Raw genomic sequence first — 23,125 nt, forward strand, 5'->3', positions numbered from 1 at the left:
TGATTTCCTTGAGGACTCTATTTTAATGATGATAAAAATACGGAAAATGGCATGGTTAAAAGTAAATGTGAACAATTACAGTTTAATGAAAAAAAGGAGTGCCAAAAAGATGGCGCTCCTTATTTCTATTTTTTCTCCATTTAGTAAGGAGAGTATGGAACATTATAATTTGGATATTGTGAGTATGGATATGGATACGGGTAAGGCGGATAAGCCGGGTATGGCGGATAATATCCGAATCCAGGACCTGGAGCCAATAATGCACCAGTTGCAAGACCTCCTAAGAAACCTAAGCCTAAGCCAAGGCCAGATCCACCAAATCCACCGAAACCAAATCCAGGTCTTCCAATACCAAATCCAGGTCTGCCTATGCCAAATCCTGGTCTCCCACCGCCGAAGCCAGGGCGTACACGGTGATAATGATGTGTCAAAGCAATTCCCTCCTCTATTATTTAAAATCATTAAAGGATATGCTTCATTAGCCTATTTTGCTTGGGCATCTTGCCCACAAGTATGAATTTATTCAATTGCTAATCATGGGGAAGTATCTTTTGCTTTCATTTATTTTTAAAGGCTTTCATCGTATCCTTTATTATTATACTACAAAATCCTACTGTTAAAGGAAGCAAAGGGAACGTCCCTCTGCTTCTAGCAATAAAACGTTACATATTTTTTTTGCTAAAAATGAAACCATTATGCACTGTCTGATCGACATACTAGTGAGAAAATTAAATGGAGGTTGCCCAGTTGAGTGAGGAACAGAAATTATTAAATCAAATAAGGGCAGGGGATGGGGATGCGTTCAGCAGACTGGTCGAACATCTGCTTTCTTCTGCTTATAAGACGGCTTATCTCATCCTTGGTTCGAGGGATCTGGCTGAGGATGCTGTCCAGATTGCGCTGGAGGACTGCTATCTCAGTATTATGCGGGATGTGGAAATCCGCCATTTTAAAGCATGGTTTTACCGACTCGTCTATACCCGTTCAATCGACGTGTATCGGAAGCAAAAGCGAAACCAGTTTACGGATCTAGAAAATAATCCAGAAGCGGTCTCCAAGATGATGTCCGAGTCAGCTCATGAAAAAGCCGTTGAAAAAGAAACAAGGCAGGAAATGCTTCAGCTGATTACCTATTTAAAGGATGAACAAAGAGTCCCGCTGCTGCTGTATTACTTTGAAAACTTATCCGTAAAGGAAATCAGCATGATCCTCAATGAAAACAGCAATACGGTAAAAACAAGGTTGTCACGCGGCAGGAAAAAGCTTGGAGAACTCATGAAAAAGCAGACCCACTTTCAAATGGAGGAAAAATCTTATGGGATATGAAAAGGATGAATTGCAGGTCCCGGTTTCACTTGAGAAGTTTACAAAGAATTTGCCAGAGCGATTTGCGGCTGGAGAATTTGATGAAAACAGGATGGAGAAGGTTGGCAGTGAGCTTGTAGATTTTAATAAAGCCTTGAAAAAGCAATGGACCGTTTGGAAAAAGGCAGGGGTGGCAACGGCCGCAGTTGCTGCCAGCTTCATGCTATTTGTTGGGTCAGGGTTTGTATCACCAACGATGGCCAAGATGGTTGCGAAGATTCCGCCGTTAAGCTCGATCTTTAACAGCCAAGAGCAAAACCTGACGGAGCGCTTAACTCAAGCTTTGAAAAAAGAAGGATATCCTGTTAAGCAAGTGAACCAGCATGTCGGGGGTAAAAAAGAAGGAATCCTCGTTACATTGGATGCATCCGAAAAGCAGGTCAAGGATATGGAAGATGGAGTGAAAAAAATCGGTCTTTCCATTGTCCAGAGCGAGGAGTTCAAAGGGACGAGAATCGAGGATTATTATATCAAGGTAAGAGAACATCATGAACCATCTGAAGAGTGGAAGCAGGAGCAGGCCGAAAACGAAAAAGAAAGTGAAGAAGTGTTCGAAATCGTCCAGGCTGCCCTTGAGCCATTTGATTTTCAAAACAGCATTGGTTACAGGCAAGATCTGGTTGAGCTTGAGATCCCGAGCACTGAAAAGCAGGAAAAAGTGGATGAAATTAAAAAAGCTGTTGAAGATGCACTCGCTGCAGGCGACAAGGATTATGTTGAAGTGAAGATCATAAAGTACAATCTGGCGAAAAGAGAACAATACGCACGCTGGAGTAACGCAGTATCAGGCATCGCCCATGAATTTAAAACATATAAGAAATATAAAGTGTCTGGTGTCGGTTATCAAAGCAAAGAAGGATTGATGAGAATTTTCATCACAATGAATATGAAGAGCACGGACAAAGGGGCAGTAGAACACGCCAGCGACCTCTATTCAATGGCAGAGGAATTTATCAAGTCAGATGAAATTTGGCCACAGGTGAAGGAAGACCCTTATAAGATCATCATCAGGACCAAGGATAAAAAGGAATTTGTTATTGAGAATGGAGAAAAGCGTTTTCAATAATATGTGTAAGATCAGGAGTGCTTGTCCTGGTCTTTTTAGTTATCGATGCCTCTCGTATAACGACAGTAGACTCAATTAAGATGGTGGTAGCTTTTCTGAAATTGTTAACAGACAGGCGTTATTACTTTTAAATATTGAACACTAAGTGGGACAGTACCACATGCTTCTATCTATTATGCTAAATCGGATTTAATTGCTGAATCCGTCATTTATTGGAAAATTAAGAAGCATAAGGTACGTCCCTGTGCTTCAAAACCGCCCTTTAAACAGGTGCGGGGAACCTTATCTTAAGTAAATGAGGTTTTTAAAATTAGAATCATAATATGCCAAGAATATATAAGTTCTTGAATAAAAACTTGTATATTCTTGGCTTCTATTATTTGTACATGTTGTATTAAATCTCATCGTTAGTCTAGTTAAACGCTATTATCCATCCTGGAAAAACTACTATATTAACACATATATTTTCATGAATATTCCTATAATTTTTATAAAATGCAAATGTACATAAAATGTTCACAATACAATAAATCTATGTTAAAGTTAAAAAGATTTGTAGAGAATGGAAAATTCATTGATGCTGGTTAATGAAGATTGACTTTAAATCCTGTTTTTCCATTGTGTCTGTGCGGAAGGATTGCTAGTATAAAACAATGCTTAGCTTTCAGCCCACTGTAAAACGGTACATGTATTGGCATGTGAACCGATTTATAGTGGGCTTTTTTGCGTTCTCATTCTCCCGCGGCTTTCAATTTACATTTAATTTTAAAACTGTGAGCAAAGAGGTGGATTATTGTCCTTATGTTTTAAAAAACACTATAAAATCAATTATTGGAGGATAAGTATATGGCGTTTCACAGTTCACAGCAGATCGCGGAATTAGCGGTTGAAGCTGGAATGAAGAAGGCTTCAATGCGGCCTGCTCATACACTATTATTAGGGTTTTTAGGTGGAGCCTTTATTTCATTTGGTTTCTTATTAGACATTCGAGTTATTGCAAACTTACCACAGGAATGGGGTTCCTTCAGCTCGCTTTTAGGTGGAGCAGTTTTCCCAGTGGGTCTAATGTTAATCATTATCGCAGGGGGAGAATTGTTGACGGGAAATATGATGGCACTTCCGATTGCCGTTCTAGCAAAGCGCGCCACACTAAAGCAACTGGGTAAAAATTGGCTGTTGGTTTTAGTTAGTAATTTTATTGGAGCAATCTTTGTTGCTTATTTTTTTGGACACATTGTTGGATTAACGGAAACAGGTGTATTTCTGACCAAAACTGTTGCGATTGCAGAAGCGAAAATCGATGAAACATTTTTTAAGACCTTAATTTCCGCTATTGGTTGTAACTGGCTCGTTTGTTTAGGCGTTTGGCTGGCTTTTGGGGCCGATGATATCGGTGGAAAAATACTTGCTATTTGGTTTCCAATTATGGCGTTTGTAGCGATTGGTTTTCAGCACGTTGTGGCCAACATGTTTGTCATCCCTGCAGCAATCTTTGCGGGGCACTTCACCTGGGGGGATTATTTAGCAAACTTTGTTCCGGTTTTCATTGGAAATGCGATTGGCGGTGGTGTCTTTGTAGCTTTAATCTATTGGATGGTTCACAAGGATTCCCTTCAAACACTATCGAACGCAAGGGTAAGTATAAAGAAAGCAAGTTAACAACTATTCAATAATAGTATTCTTCTGTTTTGAAGTACAATAGATTTCTTTGTTTTTTACTAAGGAGGATTTACAGTGAAGGAAAAAGTGGACGTTCTTATCAACGGAACAGCACACCAAGTGGAAAAAGGGACTCGTATTATAGATTATTTACTAAAACAAGATATGGAGCATCCGCACATTTGCTATTCTGAAGTTCTTGGACCGGTACAGAGCTGTGATACGTGTATGTGCGAAGTAAATGGCAGCATCATGCGTGCATGTTCCACTGAGATCGAAGAAGGTATGGACATTTTGACGTCATCGGAGCTTGCGACGAAGGCTCAAGAAGAAGCAATGGATCGTATACTGGAAAACCATTTATTATATTGTACTGTATGTGACAATAACAATGGCAATTGTCGTGTACATAATACAGCAGAACTAATGGGGATTGAACACCAGACACGACCTCATCGTTCTAAGGGCTATGGAGTAGATATATCTCACCCGTTTTACCGCTACGATCCCGATCAATGTATTTTGTGCGGGCGATGTGTGGAAACCTGTCAGGATCTTCAAGTGAATGAAACGCTAACCATCAACTGGGAAAGCGGGCAGCCGCGCGTATTATGGGATGGAGGAAAAAGCATTAATGAGTCCTCATGTGTATCCTGCGGACAATGTGTTACGGTTTGTCCTTGTAACGCATTGATGGAAAAATCAATGATTGGAAATGCAGGATTCATGACAGGGATTTCCGATGACTTGCTTACACCAATGATTGACATCGTCAAAGCAGTAGAGCCTGATTATCAAACAATCATGGCCGTATCAGAAATAGAAGCAGCCATGCGTGAAACGAAAATAGAGAAAACAAAAACGGTTTGTACGTTCTGCGGTGTTGGCTGTTCCTTTGAAGTTTGGTCAAAAGACCGTGAAATCCTTAAAATTGAACCATCTGAAAACGCTCCTGTAAACAGTGTTTCAACCTGTGTAAAAGGAAAATTCGGCTGGGATTTTGTCAATTCTCAAGAACGAATTACATCGCCTTTAATTCGAAAAGGTGATGTGTTTGTGGAGGCAAGCTGGGATGAGGCTCTTTCTTTAGTGGCGGAGAAGCTCGGCGGTATTAAAGAAACGTACGGCAGTGATGCCATTGGTTTTATTTCTTCATCAAAAATTACTAACGAGGAAAATTACCTCATCCAAAAGCTGGCACGTCAAGTATTTGGTACGAATAATGTGGACAACTGCTCTCGTTATTGCCAGTCACCGGCTTCATGGGGGTTACAGCAAACTGGAGGCATTGGCGGGGACTCTGGAACGATTCAGGATATCGCAGGTGCGGGGCTTGTCATGCTCGTGGGATGCGCACCTGCAGAAGGACATCCTGTACTTGCCACTCGTATTAAGCGGGCGCAGAAACTTCACGGTCAGAAATTAATCACCGTGGATGTGCGCAGACATGAAATGGGTGACCGTGCAGACTTGTTCGTTCGTCCAAAACAAGGGACGGACTATGTATGGCTTTCTGCTATTACGAAGTATATGATTGACCAAGGCTGGCATGATGAGAAATTTATTACAAAACATGTGAATCACTATGATGAATTTTTGGAGATGATGGAGCCTTATAGTTTGGCAGAGGCCGAGAATATTACTGGTATTCCGGAAGAAACCCTAATACAAATGGCAGAAATGATCCGGGATGCGGATGGAACCGTAATTTGCTGGGGAATGGGTGTAACGCAAAATATCGCGGGTTCACACACTTCTGTGGCCATTGCGAATTTGCTTCTTGCAACAGGCAACATGATGCGTCCAAACGCTGGTGCTTACCCATTACGCGGACATAATAATGTCCAAGGTGCGGCAGATATGGGAACAATGCCAAATATCTTCCCTGGCTATCAATCCGTAACAAATGTTGAATTCCGTGAAAAATTTGAAAAGGCTTATGGGGTGAAAATCCCTGAAAATCCTGGACTTGACAATATCGAAATGCTCGGTGCTGTCGATAAAGGTGAGATGAAGGCGATGTTTATAGCTGGTGAGGATATGGCATGGGTCGATGCGGACTCGAACCATACACAGGCGATGCTTGCGAAGTTAGATTTCCTTGTTGTTCAAGAAATCTTCTTAACGACAACCGCTCAATTTGCAGATGTTATCTTGCCAGGTGCTCCGTCACTTGAAAAGGATGGAACGTTTACCAATACCGAGCGCCGTGTACAGCGTTTGTACCAAGCATTACAGCCTCTGGGCGATAGTAAACCAGACTGGTGGATTCTGACACAGCTCGCTAAAAAGATGGGCTTTGATTGGAATTATACGCATCCAAGTGAGATTTTTGATGAAATGGCAAGCTTAACTCCTTTCTTCAGCCAGTGTAGTTATGATGTTCTCGAAGGGTGGAACAGTTTCCACTGGGGTTCACTTGATGGATCCAACACGCCGCTCCTTTTCGAAGACGGCTTTAATTTTCCAGATAAAAAAGCACGTTTCGGTTTGTTTGATTATATTCCGCCAATGGAATTCCCACAGGAATTCGATCTCGCGTTAGATAATGGTCGTCTGTTGGAGCACTTCCATGAAGGAAACTTAACTCAGAAATCAGAAGGACTTAACTACAAATTCCCAAAGGTGTTCGTGGAAACATCACCGGAACTAGCGAAAGAACGAGGCGTAAAAGACGGTTCACTTGTTCGTCTTGTATCACCGTATGGAGCGATTAAGCTGCCAGTTCTTGTAACAGATCGTGTGGAAGGAAAAACGGTCTATGTTCCAATGCATTCCTCAAGCCACGAGAGTGCGGTTAATCTTCTTACGGGTGGGGCAGTGGATGTCGTGACACATACACCAGCATATAAACAAACAAAAGTACGGATGGAGGTCCTTGCAATCAACGGAGAAAATCCGCTGCCAAGGTACAATCCGCGTAATGCCACTCGTACGCCGCAAAAGGGGCTTGAAATATACCGTAAGTGGGAACGCGGTGATTACGTTCCGATTGCTAGTACCAATGAGCATATTGAACCTGGTTTCTATGACAGGAGGGATGCGTAATGGCAAAGCCGATAAAAATCGTTCAAAAGACAGAACTGACAGAAGAACAAAAGAAAATGCAATCCCTGGACTATCTTCTCTCCGGGGTTGCGGATAACAAGGATTCTTTGCTCGAGACCTTAAATTTGCTTCAGGAATTACACGATAGTGGGATCATGGACGCGTTAGGAAGCTTGCTAAAAACAAAAGAAAAGGCAGCAAAAATTGCTGTCGGTCAGCTTTCGCGCGAGCCAGTCACAAAAATGATTAATAATGCGATGGCCGCTGGCGGTATACTTACTGAATTGGACCCTGAAACAACAGGTAAGCTCGCTAAAGGTCTGACGAATGGATTGCAAAAGGCACAGCAGGGGTTAGCAGAAGATTCCAAAGTCGGACTTTTTGACCTAATGAAGGCTATAAAGGATCCAGATATAAATCGGGCGATAGGATTTGGATTTAATCTTTTAAAAGGTATGGGCGAAGGTTTAAAATAGTATATACAAAGAAAAAGCAAACCCATTCGTTCATGTAATGAATGGGTTTCCTCTTTAGAATCAAACTAAATGGCAGGATAAGGAGGATCATGAAATGGCAAAAAATATGGAGCATCAATTTAGTATGCTTATTCGCGAAATTAGAAAAGAATATGTTGGAAATGGCCCAAAGGAAATCACCACCAAATTTATCGGTTCTTGGGCGGTCACTGAAATGAAAGGGAACCTGACAAATGTGGAGAAGTTCATGATTACTTCAAACCATGGTGAAGAAATGGTACATGAAACGAGAACAAGATTTGTTAAGGAAATATACAAAAAGCCAGAAGTTCTCTTAAGATTTGAAAACTTAATGGGTGCAAAAGTACTTCGGTTATTTTCTGATATTAATATTAAAGAAGATATTGCAATGACTGTATTCGTTTTTGACCAGCCGATTGAAGGAACTGGGAATTAAGTACGAATCAGACAATAAAAGTGAAAAGCAGCATTTGTGGGTATGAAGAGGGAGTCATAAACAGAGAAACGGATTGCATTGTCACTGAATATCCAATAACCATTGTCCTAAATGGCCAACTCCCTAACGATTGAACATGCGAAAGAAATAGCCGATGCCCAGATGCAATCTGGGAAAAAACATATAAAAATTACAAAGTCTCAGGTGTCGGCTATCAAAGTAAAGAAGGATTGATGAGAATTTTCATCACCATAAATTAAAGCACGGGGACGTATCTTTTGCTTCCAGCAAAAGATACGTCCCCGTGCTTCTTTTAGTTTATTTTCCAAAGTTCATATGCTGATAGCGTCCGCGGATGATTTGGTAGACGCCATATAAAATTAGTCCAACTGCCACGATGGCCAGTAAAATCTGGCCAAATGGCTGGTTGGCTAATTCTGTTAGAGCACCACCAAGCCCTTTTGATTCATTGGGATTATGTGTGTAAGCTGTGCGGATGAAGAAAAATCCGACCATACTTAGAACAATCCCTCGTGATATCAGACCGATTTTACCTGACCAGCGTGCAATCTTCCGTTCCTGATCATTCATTTCATAGGTTTTGAATTTAGACATGAATTTCTCTTTAATACCACTATAAAGTTCGTGAACACCGTATCCAATAATAATGGCGCCTAATAATCCGACTAGCCATACGCCAAATGGCTGTTCCATTAACTTAGCGGAAATCGTTTTGTGCGAGTTTTCACTGCCAGCGTTCCCCGTGTGACTAGCTAATTTTATTGCACCAAAGGCCAGGCTTGTATAAATGAATCCACTGATGAAATAACCTGCTCTTTTAATCAGACCTTTAGCATCTCTTCCTTCATTTTCCGGATCCTTAATCGCTTTAATAAAATTCCATAAGATATAACCGATTAAACCTATTCCAATGAACCATAATGCAACTTCACCAAATGGCATTCCGGATAGGGATTGAAGAGCACCTGAAGTCCCAGTCGTATCTCCACTCGGTCCGATTGCTGCTAAAGCTGCGAGAACACCAATCATCACGTACACAAGCCCTTTAGCCCAGTAACCTAACCGGCCAAAACGGCGTACCCATGGCTTCGCTTCTCTCAATTTATCATTTATTTCTATTGTTGAGGGTGAATTCATATAATATTCACTTCCTATTCATTCTCTTATTATATGAAGTTCCCGTTTTGCTGGAAAAAGAAACTACTAATATCTACAAGCACGGAATCTCCAACAGCACTAATTAGAAAAAGGTAAAACTCTGTTTACCAATTTCATTAAAAAGCAGAGCTGATTCAACTAGAATCACTCTTTTCTTTTACTCTGGAAAGTTGACCTTATTAAATGTATAGCCAAATCTTGAATGGAAAGAATTAAAATCTTAACAGATAGCAGTGCACCTATATATAGCCAAAAATGAGCTGGTGTAATTTGCCGGTGAAAAAGTAAATGTTTTAAATAGATAGGAACCGCTTTCAGGAATTATGGTAAAATATTAATTGAGTTGGTTTAAATCATAGATCTTGGAGGACTTACATTGGCTTATCAATTATCAAACCGTTTTAAAATGTTTAGTTTGAATTCTAACCCAAAATTAGCATCAGAAATGGCGAGACTTTTAGGATGCGAGTTAGGGAAAAGCTCTGTAACTCGATTTAGTGATGGGGAAATTCAGATTAATATAGAAGAAAGTGTTCGCGGAAGTGATGTTTATTTGGTTCAGTCGACTTCTCAGCCTGGCAATGAACATCTTATGGAGCTGCTCATCATGATTGATGCATTGAAAAGAGCCTCAGCGAAAACCATTAATGTCGTCATTCCTTACTACGGATATGCAAGACAAGACCGAAAAGCACGTTCCCGGGAACCAATTACAGCAAAACTAGTAGCAAACCTTCTCGAAACAGCTGGAGCGCACAGAGTTCTTACAATTGACCTTCACGCCCCGCAAATACAAGGTTTTTTCGATATACCTGTTGATCAATTAGTAGGCGTCCCGATCCTTGCTGAATACTTTGACCATAAAGGGTTAGAGGATATTGTTGTTGTTGCCCCAGACAATGGCGGGGTAGTTAGAGCAAGAAAATTGGCGAACCGTTTACATGCACCAATCGCATTAGTAGATAAACGCCGTCCTCAGCCGAATGTTGTAGAAGTGATGAACATTGTTGGGAACATTGAAGGGAAAAATGCCATTCTAATTGATGACATGATCGATACAGCGGGCACAATCACTTTAGCAGCTAATGCATTAATGGAAAAAGGAGCAAAAGCGGTGTATGCATGCTGCACTCACGCTGTGCTTTCCGGAGCAGCCATTAGCAGAATAGAAGCATCAGCAATAAAAGAATTAGTAGTCACGAATTCAATTGAGCTTCCAGAAGAGAAAATGATCAATAAAATTACAACCTTATCAATTGCACCATTGCTTGTGGATGCAGTCGACCGTATTCATAATGAAAAAGCAGTAAGTCCTCTTTTTGAATAGAAAAACAGGGACGTGTCTTTTGCTTCCAAGCAAAAGACACGTCCCTGTGCTTTGTTCATGCTTTTAGATCAATAGAATAAAGCTTCAATTCTTCCGTATCATTGGGAAGGGTCACATATCCTTCAAGGGCCATGCCGAGTTTTTCCAGCAGCTTAGAAGAGGACATGTTATCTTTCGTCGTGATGGCAACGAGCCTGTTTATATCCAATTTCCTCGCGTATTCCAAAGTACCTTTAGCCGCTTCATAGGCATATCCTTGTGATTGATGCACTGAAAGGAAGGCAAAGCCAAGATCCACATCCTCAAGCCCATCCCGTTTGATCAATCCGCATAAACCTAATGGAATATGAGTTTCTTTCGTTTCAACGACAAAGAGCCCAAACCCATGCCGTTCATACATACTCCTTGGACCGGACAAAATATAATTCTCCGCATCATCAGTAGACCGAATTCCTTTATCCCCTATATACTGGAGCCATCCCGGTTCATTCAATAAATGTAAAATAAATTCCGCATCACGAACCTCCAGCCAGCGGACATTCAAACGCTCCGTTTCAAAAACCTGCACATTTCATCCCTCATTTCGGCGAATAATCGGTGGTGACCCTATAATGATTATAGAAGAAATTTAAACTTTGTTAAACAATCTTGGAGAAAGGCGGTTTCACAAAATAAGAAACGGGTATTTTTAATTTAAAACTGTTTCCCTCCATGTAACACTCAGCTCATATTATTCTCATCCATCAAAAAAATCCCCATAAAATCAACTCCTTAAGCGAATCTTTATAATTGGTCTAAAAAATATTATTCTATATAATTGTTTGGTGCATTCGTTTAATGTCATGCACCTATTAAGTTAAAAAACTTATTAACAACTAGTTCGTCAACATAAGAAAACAAGGTGGGAATGACAATTGGGGAGAATGGATAGAAGGCAGCAAAGGAAAAAATCAAGAATCGATTGGAATGAAATTAAATCCAAAAGCACGGTGAAGAAAGTCATCGCCATTAGTGGGGCTTTGGTTATTCTGGGGTTTTTGGTTCTTAATATCATGATCTGGAGCACGGATGTGAGCAAATTAGAAGATCCTGCGCCGCAGCCAACGATCATTTTTGATCAACATAACAAGGTTGCAAGTAAGGTTGCGGCTTCGAATATTGAAGGAGTCAGCATAAAGCAAATCCCTGATCATCTGATTCAGGCTGTGATTTCGACGGAGGACCAAAGGTTTTACAAGCACGACGGAATCAATTATTTCGCGATTGCCAAGGCGTTCGTTCAGAATACAGTGAGTGGTGACATTGTTGCCGGCGGCAGTACACTTACACAGCAGCTGGCGAAAAATGCGTTCTTATCACAGGAACGTACGTATAGCAGAAAGTTTAAAGAATTGATTGTGACGAAGAGAATTGAACAGAAATATTCGAAAGATGAAATTATGGAACGGTACCTGAACCAGATTTACTTTGGTGAAGGTGCATGGGGAATTCAGAGAGCTGCACAAACCTATTTTGGCAAGGATGTCAGCGACTTAAACTTAAGTGAATCGGCGATGATGGCAGGGTTAATCAAGGCTCCGTCCGTCTTATCACCGTTTAAAGACATGGAAAAATCGGTTCAGCGGAGAAATGTCGTTTTGTCATTAATGGAAAAGGAAGGCTACATCAGTAAAAAGGAACTGGAAAAGGCTAAGGAACAGCAAATTGTGTTACAAGGCAAAAAAATCGACGATTATGAAGGGAAATACCCTTATTACATTGACCATATCATTGACGAAGCCATTCAAAAGTACGACCTGACCGAAAATGAAATTCTTTCAGGCGGGCTGAAAATCTATACGGAGTTGAATCCGGAAATTCAGGGTGCTGTTGAAGAAGTTTACAAGGATGATAGGTTGTTTCCGAAAAGCCAGCCTGATCAACTGATTCAGAGCGGGGCTGCGTTTATCAACCCTTCAACTGGAGGGATTAGTGCACTTGTTGGCGGTCGCGGGGAACATACTTTTCGAGGATTCAACCGTGCTACACAACTAAAAAGGCAGCCAGGATCGACGATGAAGCCCCTCGCCGTGTATACTCCTGCCCTGGAACAAGGATACGAGATGTTCGATATGCTGCAGGATATGCCAATCAATCTCGGCGGCTACCAGCCGATGAATTACGACCGCCAATTCCGCGGTCAGGTATCTATGTATGATGCGGTCATCCACTCCTATAATGTCCCGCCTGTATGGCTGCTGGATCAAATGGGATTGAAGTATGGGATTAATTCAGTCGAGCGTTTTGGGATAAAACTCGAGGAAGAAGACCAAAACCATGGCCTGGCACTCGGTGGGATGAACAAGGGGATCTCTCCTTTAGCGTTGGCACAGGCATATTCCGCATTCCCGAACAAAGGATTAATGACAGAAGCTCACGCGATTAAAAGAATAGAGGATGCTGAGGGAAATGTGGTCGGAAAGTGGCAAAACAATGCGACGAAGGTTACGGATGAAAAGGTAGCAGCTAAAATGACGTATATGCTCAAAGGAGTCGTTGAAGAAGGTACAGGTAAGAATGCCAGAGTAGATGGCTGGGAGATTGCTGCTAAAACGGGCACGACAGAAGTTCCTTTTGCAAATGAGGCAGGAACAAAGGATCATTGGTTTGTCGGATATACGCCTGAAATAGTCGGTGCCGTCTGGATGGGATATGACCAAACAGATGAAAATCATTACCTGACACAATCCAGCGGCAGTACCGTTACCGTCATATTTAAAGAAATCTTCTCTAAATCAATCAATCAATTTTCAAAAAAACAATTTGATCTTTCCTCCATTAATAAGCTGGTGGAAGAGCAAAGGGAAAAAGAAGAACAGCAAAAAGCGTTAGAGGAAGAGAAAAAGAGAAAAGAGCAAGAAAGAATGGCTGAGGAGAGGAAGAGAGAGGAAGAGAAGGAGAAAGAAGAGAAGAAGTGGGAGGAAGAGCCGAAGGAAAAAGAGAAAGGAAAAGGGAAAAAGAAAGAAAAAGAACATAAGAAGCATTGACGTCAGACAAATGCATTGAGTCAAAATGAAGGCAATTACTGAAAAGGTAATTGCCTTTTCTGCTTTTAGATGACTATTTAAAGCACAGTTTTTTCCCCATTTTCATCAAAAACGTGCTTAAAATCAAATGCCAAAGGACCTGGTCCATGTTTTAGGTATAATTCGTATCGCTTAAAAGCTTCTTTCCATGATACATCTGTAATCTTATCCGTCCACCAGACCACATAATTTGGCTGTCTCTCTTCAAGAGTGCCAAACCACTTGTTTCTATTCTGTAGAGCTTTCTTATGCAGGCCGGAATAAGAGAAAGTATATAATGCTGAGAGGCTTTTCCATACTGTCAAGGTGAGAATAGGTGTCCCCTGGCTTATGCTTTCTTTTTCATGAAAATAACTTCTATTTGGGTTGAATTCTTTTACTAGATGACCCGTTTTGGCAGCCTCCCGCATCACTTTTTCACCAACTTCAAAAAATTCACGTGAAGCGGGGTGGTCAGCTGAATATTTTAGCCTGCCGACTGTATAAATCGCAACAAAAGCCACGTTTATCCCTCATTTACAGTTTTACCTACTTATATTCTTTTAAGAGGAGACTGATTCCTATCTGTATAATATTTATTGGTTGAATACTATTTTTTGTCTTTTAAAGATCACAAAGAAGACCAACAGTTTTGCAACGTTGGTCTTCTTTGATCAGTTTTGCATTTCTCGTTCTAATCGTAAAATCTTTTCCTGGATCTTGATGAGGTTTTCTTCTGATTCACGAATTTGTTGGTGAATCTTCATCTCTTGTTGTTTCATCATGTCGATCCGCTGAGGATTCGTTTCTTTCCCGATCATCGACCATTCTACAAACCGTTTTATGTCCTTGATCGGCATACCGGTATCTTTTAAACATAGAATGAAATCCATGAATTTCAGGGCGTCCTCGTCAAAAACCCGATCGCCTTTTTCCGTTCTTTTTAGGAAAGGGAACAGGCCCTGGTTATCATAGTAACGTAATTGTGAGATGGATAAATCCTTCATTTTTGCGACTTGACCAATCGTATAGTTCATCATATTATCCTTTTCATGATTACCATGGAATGATTCCACTGTTGTTTAGTACTTTTCCATTATAACCGTTTTCGCTTAATGCATAATCAACAATGATCTTTGCACCTTCGGCCGTTGTTTTGCCTCCTGGAGCGTTACCGTTTAGGTCAGTAGAGGTAAAGCCAGGAGTTACGCTGAAAATCTCTAGCCCATCGATCCCAAATTCTTTCCCAAAGGATAAGGTCAAGGCATTTGCAGCCGTTTTAGATGAGTTGTACCCTAATAAATTCAGATGCCCCGCCTGTCCATTGTCGAACATCGTTTGCGAAGCCATATCTGTTGTCACATTCACAATTTTTCCGCGTTGAGCATTTTTTACGAGCGGTAAAAACGTTTGGATCATCTGAAACGTACCAAAGAAGTTCACATTGAATTCTTCACGCAGCGTTTCTATTTTTAATTCAGTAGGGGAGATTCCGAAATCGAGGGCAATCCCAGCGTTGTTAATTAACAAATCTAAGTGATCTGTCACTTCAAGGATCTTATCCTTTGCATTTTCAATGGATTCAGTGTCGGTTACATCTACTTGTACATACGAAACATTTGATTTACCAAGGGATTCTACAGCTTTTAATCCAAGTTCCTCATTCCGAGCTCCTAAAAATACGGTGTAATTCTCTTCTGCCAATTGTCGGACAACTTCATATCCAATCCCTTTATTCGCTCCTGTTACAAATGCAAATTTCATCATATTTTATTCCTCCAAGATTCTTTTTAATAGGTTCAAATAAAAAGATACAACCTCAACCTAAGTTGAGGTCAAGGTTTTTTTTATGAAGTTTTTATCGCTGCTCAATCTTTGATGGCTGAAGAACGAATTCAACATATTTCTTAGCATTCTCAGCAAGTACTTTGTCTGATACATGCATAACGCCATTCAGTACAAATAAAGGTGAAAACTTTCCGTTCTTCCATCCAAGTTCTCTTAATACAAAATTGCTCCAAATTTGGGTGAGGGACGTTGACACGAGTTTTCAAAGATTAGGTAATCCCACACTTGTACATGCAAATGAAACTTTAAAAAAATTTACTTTTCCTCAAATTCAACTTCTGTTTCCGTGCGATTAACGTACATACTATAAAACGCATTCGCAATATTTTCAGCTGAGAAATAAGTACCTTCTTGGACAAACCCTTTAATCGTCAATGTTCCAACATAGATCCCTTTAGGGCTCAGTTCCTGTTGCAGGCTGTAAGCCAAATTGCGGATACCGGCTTTCCCAATGGCCAATGAAGCGTAGTCAGCGTATGGATAAAGGGCTAATCCGCCGCCTGTTAAAAGAATAGTTCCATTTTCCATATGTGGAATCACGGCTTGAACGCTGACAAGAGCTCCAGCTACACTGATTTTAAAATCATGTACGAGTTGATCTGCGTTTAATGTAGTTGGTTTTCCAGGTGTTCCAGCAGCAGCGTTGTATAAGAGTACATCAATTTTCCCATAAGCTTTGATTACCAGATCAATTGCCGCCTTTAATGATTCTTCCGATGAAGCATCGCCTGTAAAACCTTCTGTAGCAATTCCTTCATTCTTTAGTTCGTTCACATGTTTCTGTAATGACTCCATACTGCGGGAAATCAAGGCAACTTTAAAGCCTTCTTTTCCAAATTTCCTTGCTGTATTTAAACTAATCCCTGGTCCAGCACCGACAATGAGTAATATTTTTTCAGACATAGTTATAGCCTCCTATTTTATTTGTATATGCAAATGATAGGATAAAAAAAATGATAGATTACTTTCTGGGTTGTTGAATAGCTCTTCATTCATAGGAAAAAATCCTAAAATCCTTTAATTCATTTGCATATACAAATTAAAACGAAGTATTTTATAAGTCAACTTAAAATAAACCTATCCCAAGTTCACTCAATTCCTTCCTGGATTAGAACACCAGAAAGTCTCAGAGGTGATCAGAGAAGACGTGCTCAACACAGAACTGGCATAGAAACGATTGGAGCAAAATAAGAAGGGGCTGTGTTGATGCAATAAGAAGCTAACGATTCGTCCTTTACTATAATTGCAACACGGAAGCAATGAATCCAAACGGTCACCTTTTTGCACGAACAAGTTAATGATTCGCTCATGTTCTTGTATAATAGAAAGAACTAGTTCATGTAGTAAAGGAGTCAAAAAAATGGCCAATACACATATATTCTCCAAACAAGAGGAGATTGCAAACGCGATTATCCATGGAATTGGTGCTCTTCTAAGCATTGCTGCACTCGTGATCCTAATTGTGTTTGCATCCCTATACGGAACGGCTTGGCATGTCGTAAGCTTTACCTTATTCGGAGCGACCATGGTCCTGCTCTATACATCCTCAACACTCGTCCACAGCTTTCCTCCCGGTAAAGCAAAGGATGTCTTTGAAATCATGGATCATTCATCCATCTATTTTTTCATTGCGGGTACATATACACCTTTTCTATTCATTGCCGTAAAAGGAGCCCTGGGATGGACTCTTTTCGGAATCGTATGGGGCCTCTCGATTGCCGGAACAGTGTTCAAATCGTTGTTTGTTAAACGCTTTTTGCATACATCCACAGGATTATATGTCTTAATGGGATGGCTGATCGTGTTTGCCTGGGGACCGTTGAAAGAAAACGTATCAGCTCAAGGCTTAATGTTCCTGGTAATTGGAGGAGTTTTGTATACAGTAGGAGCCATTTTTTATGTATGGCGGGGATTTCAATATCATCATGCGATTTGGCATCTATTTGTGATTGCCGCTTCGATTATGCACTTTTTTGCGGTTTTGAGTTTGTTGCCTTGATTATAAAAAAGCTAAATAACTCTGATAGTGGCAGTTCTTGGACTGTCGCTTTTCTGTGTGAATTATTAAGAGTTGTATTAGGGAAACAAATGGTCATTATCGTGCGTGGTCAATCTTTTTCAACAGGTATCTAATGGTGGTAAAAAGGAGAATCACCTTTGGAACAGAAATTGACCATCCTGATTGGTGAACCATTGAGAAAAATACGAAAGCAAAAACTGCAATCACAAGAAGATTTAGCAGACTACAGCAAATTAAACCGAAAATACATAAGCAACTTAGAGAGAAATTCACAAAGCCCAACATTAGAAACAATCATAAAACTTGCCATTGCATTAGAAATTAAGCCTTCTGAATTCATAAAAGAAATAGAAGAATATGAAGCAAACGCAAAATATTTGTTAGAGGCTTCAAAAGAAGTAGAAGAGATTAAGGCGGTTTATAGACAGAGCAAAAATAATTCGAAAAACGACTAATTCCAAATGGAGGGTCCCATGAATCCTAATGACTATATTAATCGAAGGGTATCCCGGTTTTTCAATGAGTACAATGATGAGATTGAAATGGAGATTATAAAATATCAAAGTCATTATAAAGTAGTTGTGACGATATGCCAGGAAGAAGCTCCTTTTAAGGATTATATTGGGATTGGCACAGATCGGCAGAGTGGGAGGAGAGCGGCAAGGATAGCTTTAAAAGAGATATATTCGAAGGCATATTGGAAAGAAAAAAATATTAACCATTAGCCAAATATATACACACTCTACGCATAGTGAAGCTGTTGCGAGGATTGTACTAACATAAATATATAAATATGAGAGCCATATCCTTTTGTGGATAAGGCTCTTTTAGCAGCAAGAATTTTACTAATTCATTTGATGTTCCGGTTCTCGAATAATAAGAAAAGAACCGTCCACATGTCTCTTTAGCATCAATCATCATAATCTTCCTCAATATAGAAATTATCTATTTCTGCATAACTAGCTTCAAACTTAATCATTTCAAAGAGTTTCTCCGAAATAGAATTTAAATCTAAAAAGAAGAAAGGTTCAGTAGAATCTTGGTTCCACATTTCCTCAGTACCGGCATATAAAATTCTTTTAACAGGGTCACTTTGCCTTTTCAGTATAGAGACAATATGGTCAAATATTTCGTTATAATAACTATAATAGTGAAGATGGGATTCTTCTTGTACAATTATACAAAATTCATCCCAATAATTATCGACTAAATATCCATCTCCGAACACTCCTATAAGTGAAAGTGACTTTAAATTTTCAATAAGGACCTGTGTCATATCTTCATATTTTTCTTCAGCTAGACTAGCGATAATTTCAATCGTTTGATTGCTAATAATTTTCATAATTTCATTAGATATGTAACTATCAGTCCTTGTGTTTTTATCTGAATTGACTATGTCTATATCCTTTAATAATAAAAAATCGAGTTCACTCCTTGAAAGTTTATATAAATATAATTTTATCTCATCTAGTATATATTTCTCTAGAATATTGGAAGATGTCGGATCATACAAAGTAACAAAAACCATTTCATCTAGCATATTATCAAAGTTTATATTAAAAAATTTATAATCAAGTTTTTTATGGTAGTTTATCTTTTTAGATAGTAATTCGTTTGTAATAGAATAATATCTTTCTTTAATAAAACATTGGAGTTTCTTATTACGATGTATTAAAGTAGTTTCCATATTACACCTCATACATAAGTTAATGAACTATAGATTTTTATATATGCTTGAATTTACCTACCTTGCATCTTTATTATATAACTAATTACATATTATGGGATAAAATTGTTGATGGGAAAAGTTAATAAAACAATTCTAACCCCATTTTCTGCAAATTCGGGTAAAATCCTATCCTTTACTAATTCCAATTAGTAAAGAAAATAATGGAGGTTTAAAATGGACAATATTATAAAATTTGAGGCTCTAACAAATTCAGATTTGATAGTAGATGCATTATACGAAGGTGGTCCACAAGATAATGTAGCTGCGGATCCTATTAGTAAATTGTTGAAATGTGAGAATATGGGTGGTTTCCGTATTTCTGGGTCTAAAACCAAAAATATATTTAAGCTATGTGCTTTATATACGGATTTAATAAATGCTGACTGGCCAGATATGATTGAAAAGGAAACTGGGAAATTCATTTATTATGGGGATAATCGGATTCCTGGGAGAGACCTTCATAATACTCCAAAGGGAGGAAATAGGTTATTGAAATTTGTATTCGATAAGTTGCATATTGGAAATAGAAAAGAGATTCCACCTTTTTTTATTTTTAGTAAATCCGGGAGAAGACGTGACGTGTTTTTTCAAGGTTTAGCTGTACCGGGTCACCCGGATATTAATGAATATGAGGATTTAGTTGCAATATGGAAATTGAAAGATGGGAAACGATTTCAGAATTATAAATCGTTATTTACTATATTAGATGTCCCCACAATAAGACAAAGCTGGATAAGTGACATTCATGCTGGAAATCCTTTTACTAATAACGCTCCAGATGCATGGATAAAATGGATAAATAATGGAGCTTATAAAGCATTAACTGCAGAGAGGAGTCTAGAATATAGAACCAAACTCGAACAAATTCCTTCTACTCCTTCAAGGGTGTCAATTATTAATACAATCACTGAATATTTTAAAAGTCATCCCAGAGGGGAATATGCTTTTGAAGAGTGTGCTGCTTTATTAGCAAAGATGATGGATAGTAATATAGTTAACTATGATCTTACCAGACCATGGAGAGACGGAGGGAGGGATGCCATAGGAAAATATAAAATAGGTTTGAACCAAAATGCGATATATGTAGATTTTGCCCTTGAGGCAAAGTGTAAATATATTACTTATGGTTCTGGCATTAAAGAAACCTCTCGGCTAATAAGTCGATTAAAGCATCGTCAATTTGGAATATTTGTTACAACATCATATGTGAGCCAACAAGCATATGAGGAAATAAAAGTAGACGATCATCCAGTGGTAATCATAAGTGCTGATGATATTGGAGCTATATTAGAATTACACGGAATTCGGACAGTTCCAACTTTAAACAAATGGTTAGAAACGAATTTCCCTAAATATTAGGCATATCCTTGATTCCCTCTACTTTCCTCAATGATTTGTTTATGAGAATATATGACACTGTAAGGTTGGAACATCATATTTTATTAAGTATTTTAAATTTGTTGGGGAAAATGCAAACAAAGCAGACAATGCTACTAATTAGAAGGGGGATGGGAGAAGAAAAATGTCACAAACTTTTGATTCCTATCAAAAATTTATTGATACCTTTAAGATAGATAAGGAAGAACTCTATTCATTTGGAATTAGGGAAACGATATTGCCACCTGTTGAGAAAGTAGAGCAGGGTTGGGAAGAGCTAAAGAAAAGGATTTATAATAACGAAAGAGTAACAATAAGAGGGTATGGCCGAGATGCAAAAGGAACTGGTATGTATTTAGGCTTATATAGGAATCTGTTTGGTAACGACTATGTAACTAAAGATCCTACTAACAATGCCGAACCACAAAAATTAATCTCAAGGCTAACTGGATATAAACGTAATAGAAATGTTTATAATTACCAGGTATCTCATATCTTTGGTAAGACCAAGAATGTCTTTCTTTTTGAAGCTCCTTGGAATATTGCACTTGTACCTAAAATTATAGACCCTTTTACAGGACACGAGACAAAAGGTGTTTGGCCGTCGGAATATCAAGAGCGTTTTTCAACTTTTGCAAAAAATCGATATGCTGAATACATTAATGAATACAATCAGATAATTACCAGACCCGAAATAATGGAGGGTATTTTAGAGTACATAGATGGAATGAAAAAAAAAATGGGGTAACAAAGGAGATTCTGCAGTTTGAAAAAGACGTATTAACTGAATTATCTACTATAAGATGATTTTGTAACTGAATTTCGATAGAATTTGCAAACTGGATAAATGGATTTTAAATCCTAAACACAAAGGACTTTACAAAGTCCTTTGTGTATTTTTATTGTTTGGTGCCTTAAAAGGAACAAAATTTCCAAATAACTATTTCAAACTTTCTTTAAGCTGACTCAAAATATAACTATTATTTATCCAAAAGCTCTGCTTCTGCATCCACCTGCCATCTGGCAAAGGTTCTGCATCTGAATAGGAACCATCACCGATTTGTTCTCCATTTTCAAGAATGTAAAACCTTTTTTGACTGTGGGGTCTAATATGAATGATAGGGTTAGCGTTTTTCTTCGGTAGGTTATTTTTTATGATTAGGCCAGAGGCTGTTTCTTTCTTTGTAAGTATAATGCCATTGGCGACGATGGAGCGAATGTTTTCCCATCCGGCTTTTACTGTTTCGTCCAAATCTTTACGAGGCATATTCCATAGCTGACAGCCTTTTAGCTTATAGTATTGGCCTACTTTTTTGTAAACAACAAAAAGGAATTTTGTCTCCTCAAAGTATGAATAAAGTGTTGATTCTTCCCAATCCTGATTAACAAACTCCATAAGTTTCATTTGTGGTAATGGACTGCTTTCCCTCATTGAACCATTTTCCTCTAAACGGATTGCCTTGACCACTATATTAGCTTTTATGAATTCTTTCGCTCGATTGGATTTTATACCTAGCATACGATAGGCTAAGTCTATCCACTGAGCTTTGTTATTATTGAAATCCCTGACAAATAATTCACACAGTTCCTTGTCCGTTTTTCCAATGAAGGAATTGATTTTTGAAACGATCAATTGGTCCAAGGTGGTATGTTCAAGTTCTGTTGTGTCAGTGACAATAGGCTCATATGTATCTATGTTCTTAACAATATAGTTGTTCAGAACATAAGTCATATAAGAGTTCTTGAAGCAAAAAGCTCTTTTACGTGCGGGTGTATATGGCGAATAATATTGTGGGACAGTGCTTTTTAAAGCTGTAGAGCCTTTTGTGCAAGCCCCTAGGTACATTGTATCTCCCTCAGAAAGTTCATGCGCTTGGCCATTTTGAATTTTTTTTACAATCTTTTCATAATCATCCTTTATGATTTTCATATCTTCTTCTGGAGGGGAGAATAGCTTAACAAAATCGATAGGATATAGAAGGTTATTTCCTAATTCTTTATTGCGTAAATAGTAAACGAGCAGGATTATCCTGATTTTGTCTATGACATGGGAATTATCAAAATCGATTTCAATTGGCTTATCATAGCCAATCATTGTGATAACCAAACGTTCGCCGGCTCGAAAAGTTCCTTTTTTCGATTTCTCGTATGCTGAAACTTTAAGCTCGACACCAGCTTCATAGAAATCAGCTCTTTGGTCGCTATTTGCTTTGTAGCCGAAAAAAAGCTCTTCTAGTAGATTGCCCAGTCCACCTTTTCTTTTTGGATTACCATATTGTTCTATCAGTTTCGCTTTTGAATATTCATCTAATTCAGCTTCTCTTATGACATCCATATATGTTTTTCCAATTAACTGCTGACCATATTGCTCAATACTAACCGGATTTGCTGCATTGTATTCTAATTTGCTTTCCACCAACTACTCCAATCCTTTCATACTAAACCAATTTCCTTTCCTTGATATCATTTTACCAGAAAAATCCCAGAAGTTAATAGTCATGTTTATGAAGATTATACTGAATAAAAAAAT

22 protein-coding genes are annotated in these 23,125 nt (G+C 38.8%); 13 read left to right on the forward strand and 9 right to left on the reverse strand.

Annotated elements, in window-relative coordinates; all coding sequences use genetic code 11:
* Positions 1 to 140 precede the first annotated feature (140 nt).
* Positions 141 to 431 (reverse strand): hypothetical protein, encoded by a 291-nt coding sequence (locus AABM38_RS11040; protein ID WP_423410421.1) that lies wholly within the window; start codon positions 429 to 431, stop codon positions 141 to 143.
* A 316-nt stretch (positions 432 to 747) separates the two neighbouring features.
* On the opposite strand from AABM38_RS11040, the gene AABM38_RS11045 reads away from it, so the two are divergent.
* From AABM38_RS11045 to AABM38_RS11070, 6 genes are all read left to right on the forward strand, one after another.
* The gene (locus AABM38_RS11045; protein ID WP_423410422.1) at positions 748 to 1,326 is read left to right on the forward strand and encodes an RNA polymerase sigma factor; all 579 of its coding nucleotides are present in this window, start codon (positions 748 to 750) and stop codon (positions 1,324 to 1,326) included.
* Entirely contained in the window at positions 1,316 to 2,431 is a 1,116-nt protein-coding gene (locus AABM38_RS11050) for a DUF4179 domain-containing protein (protein WP_423410423.1), read from the forward strand. The genes AABM38_RS11045 and AABM38_RS11050 overlap by 11 nt, the downstream gene beginning before the upstream one ends.
* Positions 2,432 to 3,277: 846 nt before the next feature.
* A complete protein-coding gene (locus AABM38_RS11055) occupies positions 3,278 to 4,090 on the forward strand; it encodes a formate/nitrite transporter family protein (protein ID WP_423410424.1) in 813 nt (270 codons plus the stop codon).
* A 75-nt stretch (positions 4,091 to 4,165) separates the two neighbouring features.
* Entirely contained in the window at positions 4,166 to 7,138 is a 2,973-nt protein-coding gene (fdhF, locus tag AABM38_RS11060; RefSeq protein ID WP_423410425.1) for a formate dehydrogenase subunit alpha, read from the forward strand.
* Positions 7,138 to 7,614, forward strand: coding sequence for a DUF1641 domain-containing protein (locus tag AABM38_RS11065; protein ID WP_335430639.1), 477 nt, complete (start codon positions 7,138 to 7,140; stop codon positions 7,612 to 7,614). The genes fdhF and AABM38_RS11065 overlap by 1 nt, the downstream gene beginning before the upstream one ends.
* Before the next feature lie 94 nt (positions 7,615 to 7,708).
* Complete coding sequence (locus tag AABM38_RS11070; protein ID WP_423410426.1) at positions 7,709 to 8,071, forward strand: DUF2294 domain-containing protein; 363 nt, start codon at positions 7,709 to 7,711, stop codon at positions 8,069 to 8,071.
* A gap of 318 nt (positions 8,072 to 8,389) precedes the next feature.
* Here the strand turns inward: AABM38_RS11070 and AABM38_RS11075 are convergent, their stop codons facing one another.
* A complete protein-coding gene (locus AABM38_RS11075; protein WP_423410427.1) occupies positions 8,390 to 9,229 on the reverse strand; it encodes a DUF1206 domain-containing protein in 840 nt (279 codons plus the stop codon).
* 397 nt (positions 9,230 to 9,626) lie between these two features.
* On the opposite strand from AABM38_RS11075, the gene AABM38_RS11080 reads away from it, so the two are divergent.
* On the forward strand, positions 9,627 to 10,577 hold the full coding sequence (locus AABM38_RS11080) for a ribose-phosphate diphosphokinase (protein WP_423410428.1): 951 nt from the start codon (positions 9,627 to 9,629) through the stop codon (positions 10,575 to 10,577).
* Between the two features lie 55 nt (positions 10,578 to 10,632).
* On the opposite strand, the gene AABM38_RS11085 is transcribed toward AABM38_RS11080, so the two are convergent.
* A complete protein-coding gene (locus AABM38_RS11085; RefSeq protein WP_423410429.1) occupies positions 10,633 to 11,145 on the reverse strand; it encodes a GNAT family N-acetyltransferase in 513 nt (170 codons plus the stop codon).
* Positions 11,146 to 11,500: 355 nt separating this feature from the next.
* On the opposite strand from AABM38_RS11085, the gene AABM38_RS11090 reads away from it, so the two are divergent.
* Entirely contained in the window at positions 11,501 to 13,603 is a 2,103-nt protein-coding gene (locus tag AABM38_RS11090) for a transglycosylase domain-containing protein (protein ID WP_423410713.1), read from the forward strand.
* A 77-nt stretch (positions 13,604 to 13,680) separates the two neighbouring features.
* Here AABM38_RS11090 and AABM38_RS11095 read toward each other — a convergent pair whose 3' ends face one another.
* From AABM38_RS11095 to AABM38_RS11110, 4 genes are all read right to left on the reverse strand, one after another.
* On the reverse strand, positions 13,681 to 14,145 hold the full coding sequence (locus tag AABM38_RS11095; protein ID WP_423410430.1) for a DUF3291 domain-containing protein: 465 nt from the start codon (positions 14,143 to 14,145) through the stop codon (positions 13,681 to 13,683).
* A 150-nt stretch (positions 14,146 to 14,295) separates the two neighbouring features.
* On the reverse strand, positions 14,296 to 14,658 hold the full coding sequence (locus tag AABM38_RS11100; RefSeq protein ID WP_423410714.1) for a MerR family transcriptional regulator: 363 nt from the start codon (positions 14,656 to 14,658) through the stop codon (positions 14,296 to 14,298).
* 19 nt (positions 14,659 to 14,677) lie between these two features.
* Positions 14,678 to 15,388 carry an SDR family NAD(P)-dependent oxidoreductase gene (locus AABM38_RS11105; RefSeq protein ID WP_423410431.1) on the reverse strand — a complete coding sequence of 237 codons (711 nt, stop codon included), beginning with the start codon at positions 15,386 to 15,388 and terminating at the stop codon, positions 14,678 to 14,680.
* Positions 15,389 to 15,724: 336 nt separating this feature from the next.
* Positions 15,725 to 16,372 (reverse strand): SDR family oxidoreductase, encoded by a 648-nt coding sequence (locus AABM38_RS11110; protein WP_423410432.1) that lies wholly within the window; start codon positions 16,370 to 16,372, stop codon positions 15,725 to 15,727.
* Between the two features lie 457 nt (positions 16,373 to 16,829).
* On the opposite strand from AABM38_RS11110, the gene trhA reads away from it, so the two are divergent.
* From trhA to AABM38_RS11125, 3 genes are all read left to right on the forward strand, one after another.
* Positions 16,830 to 17,468 carry a PAQR family membrane homeostasis protein TrhA gene (gene trhA / locus AABM38_RS11115; RefSeq protein WP_423410433.1) on the forward strand — a complete coding sequence of 213 codons (639 nt, stop codon included), beginning with the start codon at positions 16,830 to 16,832 and terminating at the stop codon, positions 17,466 to 17,468.
* A 158-nt stretch (positions 17,469 to 17,626) separates the two neighbouring features.
* The gene (locus AABM38_RS11120; RefSeq protein WP_423410434.1) at positions 17,627 to 17,944 is read left to right on the forward strand and encodes a helix-turn-helix domain-containing protein; all 318 of its coding nucleotides are present in this window, start codon (positions 17,627 to 17,629) and stop codon (positions 17,942 to 17,944) included.
* Positions 17,945 to 17,962: 18 nt separating this feature from the next.
* On the forward strand, positions 17,963 to 18,214 hold the full coding sequence (locus tag AABM38_RS11125) for a hypothetical protein (RefSeq protein WP_423410435.1): 252 nt from the start codon (positions 17,963 to 17,965) through the stop codon (positions 18,212 to 18,214).
* 185 nt (positions 18,215 to 18,399) lie between these two features.
* On the opposite strand, the gene AABM38_RS11130 is transcribed toward AABM38_RS11125, so the two are convergent.
* Positions 18,400 to 19,176, reverse strand: a complete 777-nt coding sequence (locus AABM38_RS11130) for a hypothetical protein (RefSeq protein ID WP_423410436.1) — start codon at positions 19,174 to 19,176, stop codon at positions 18,400 to 18,402.
* 216 nt (positions 19,177 to 19,392) lie between these two features.
* On the opposite strand from AABM38_RS11130, the gene AABM38_RS11135 reads away from it, so the two are divergent.
* Positions 19,393 to 20,577: a restriction endonuclease gene (locus AABM38_RS11135; RefSeq protein ID WP_423410437.1), complete on the forward strand. Its 1,185-nt coding sequence runs from the start codon at positions 19,393 to 19,395 to the stop codon at positions 20,575 to 20,577.
* Between the two features lie 163 nt (positions 20,578 to 20,740).
* Positions 20,741 to 21,343, forward strand: a complete 603-nt coding sequence (locus tag AABM38_RS11140; protein ID WP_423410438.1) for a hypothetical protein — start codon at positions 20,741 to 20,743, stop codon at positions 21,341 to 21,343.
* A gap of 192 nt (positions 21,344 to 21,535) precedes the next feature.
* Here AABM38_RS11140 and AABM38_RS11145 read toward each other — a convergent pair whose 3' ends face one another.
* Complete coding sequence (locus AABM38_RS11145) at positions 21,536 to 23,011, reverse strand: Sau3AI family type II restriction endonuclease (RefSeq protein ID WP_423410439.1); 1,476 nt, start codon at positions 23,009 to 23,011, stop codon at positions 21,536 to 21,538.
* Positions 23,012 to 23,125: the final 114 nt, after the last annotated feature.

Origin of the sequence: Heyndrickxia sp. MSNUG, assembly GCF_049532715.1 — a bacterium.
Classification (GTDB): domain Bacteria; phylum Bacillota; class Bacilli; order Bacillales; family Cytobacillaceae; genus Mesobacillus.

What these genes read in the sequence shown, in the direction of transcription:
- AABM38_RS11050 (WP_423410423.1), top strand. Translation starts at nt 1,316, where the DNA reads ATGGGATATGAAAAGGATGAATTGCAGGTCCCGGTTTCACTTGAGAAG.
- AABM38_RS11055 (WP_423410424.1), top strand. Translation starts at nt 3,278, where the DNA reads ATGGCGTTTCACAGTTCACAGCAGATCGCGGAATTAGCGGTTGAAGCT.
- AABM38_RS11065 (WP_335430639.1), top strand. Translation starts at nt 7,138, where the DNA reads ATGGCAAAGCCGATAAAAATCGTTCAAAAGACAGAACTGACAGAAGAA.
- AABM38_RS11070 (WP_423410426.1), top strand. Translation starts at nt 7,709, where the DNA reads ATGGCAAAAAATATGGAGCATCAATTTAGTATGCTTATTCGCGAAATT.
- AABM38_RS11075 (WP_423410427.1), bottom strand. Translation starts at nt 9,229, where the DNA reads ATGAATTCACCCTCAACAATAGAAATAAATGATAAATTGAGAGAAGCG.
- AABM38_RS11090 (WP_423410713.1), top strand. Translation starts at nt 11,501, where the DNA reads ATGGATAGAAGGCAGCAAAGGAAAAAATCAAGAATCGATTGGAATGAA.
- AABM38_RS11100 (WP_423410714.1), bottom strand. Translation starts at nt 14,658, where the DNA reads ATGAACTATACGATTGGTCAAGTCGCAAAAATGAAGGATTTATCCATC.
- AABM38_RS11105 (WP_423410431.1), bottom strand. Translation starts at nt 15,388, where the DNA reads ATGATGAAATTTGCATTTGTAACAGGAGCGAATAAAGGGATTGGATAT.
- AABM38_RS11110 (WP_423410432.1), bottom strand. Translation starts at nt 16,372, where the DNA reads ATGTCTGAAAAAATATTACTCATTGTCGGTGCTGGACCAGGGATTAGT.
- trhA (WP_423410433.1), top strand. Translation starts at nt 16,830, where the DNA reads ATGGCCAATACACATATATTCTCCAAACAAGAGGAGATTGCAAACGCG.
- AABM38_RS11125 (WP_423410435.1), top strand. Translation starts at nt 17,963, where the DNA reads ATGAATCCTAATGACTATATTAATCGAAGGGTATCCCGGTTTTTCAAT.
- AABM38_RS11130 (WP_423410436.1), bottom strand. Translation starts at nt 19,176, where the DNA reads ATGGAAACTACTTTAATACATCGTAATAAGAAACTCCAATGTTTTATT.
- AABM38_RS11135 (WP_423410437.1), top strand. Translation starts at nt 19,393, where the DNA reads ATGGACAATATTATAAAATTTGAGGCTCTAACAAATTCAGATTTGATA.
- AABM38_RS11140 (WP_423410438.1), top strand. Translation starts at nt 20,741, where the DNA reads ATGTCACAAACTTTTGATTCCTATCAAAAATTTATTGATACCTTTAAG.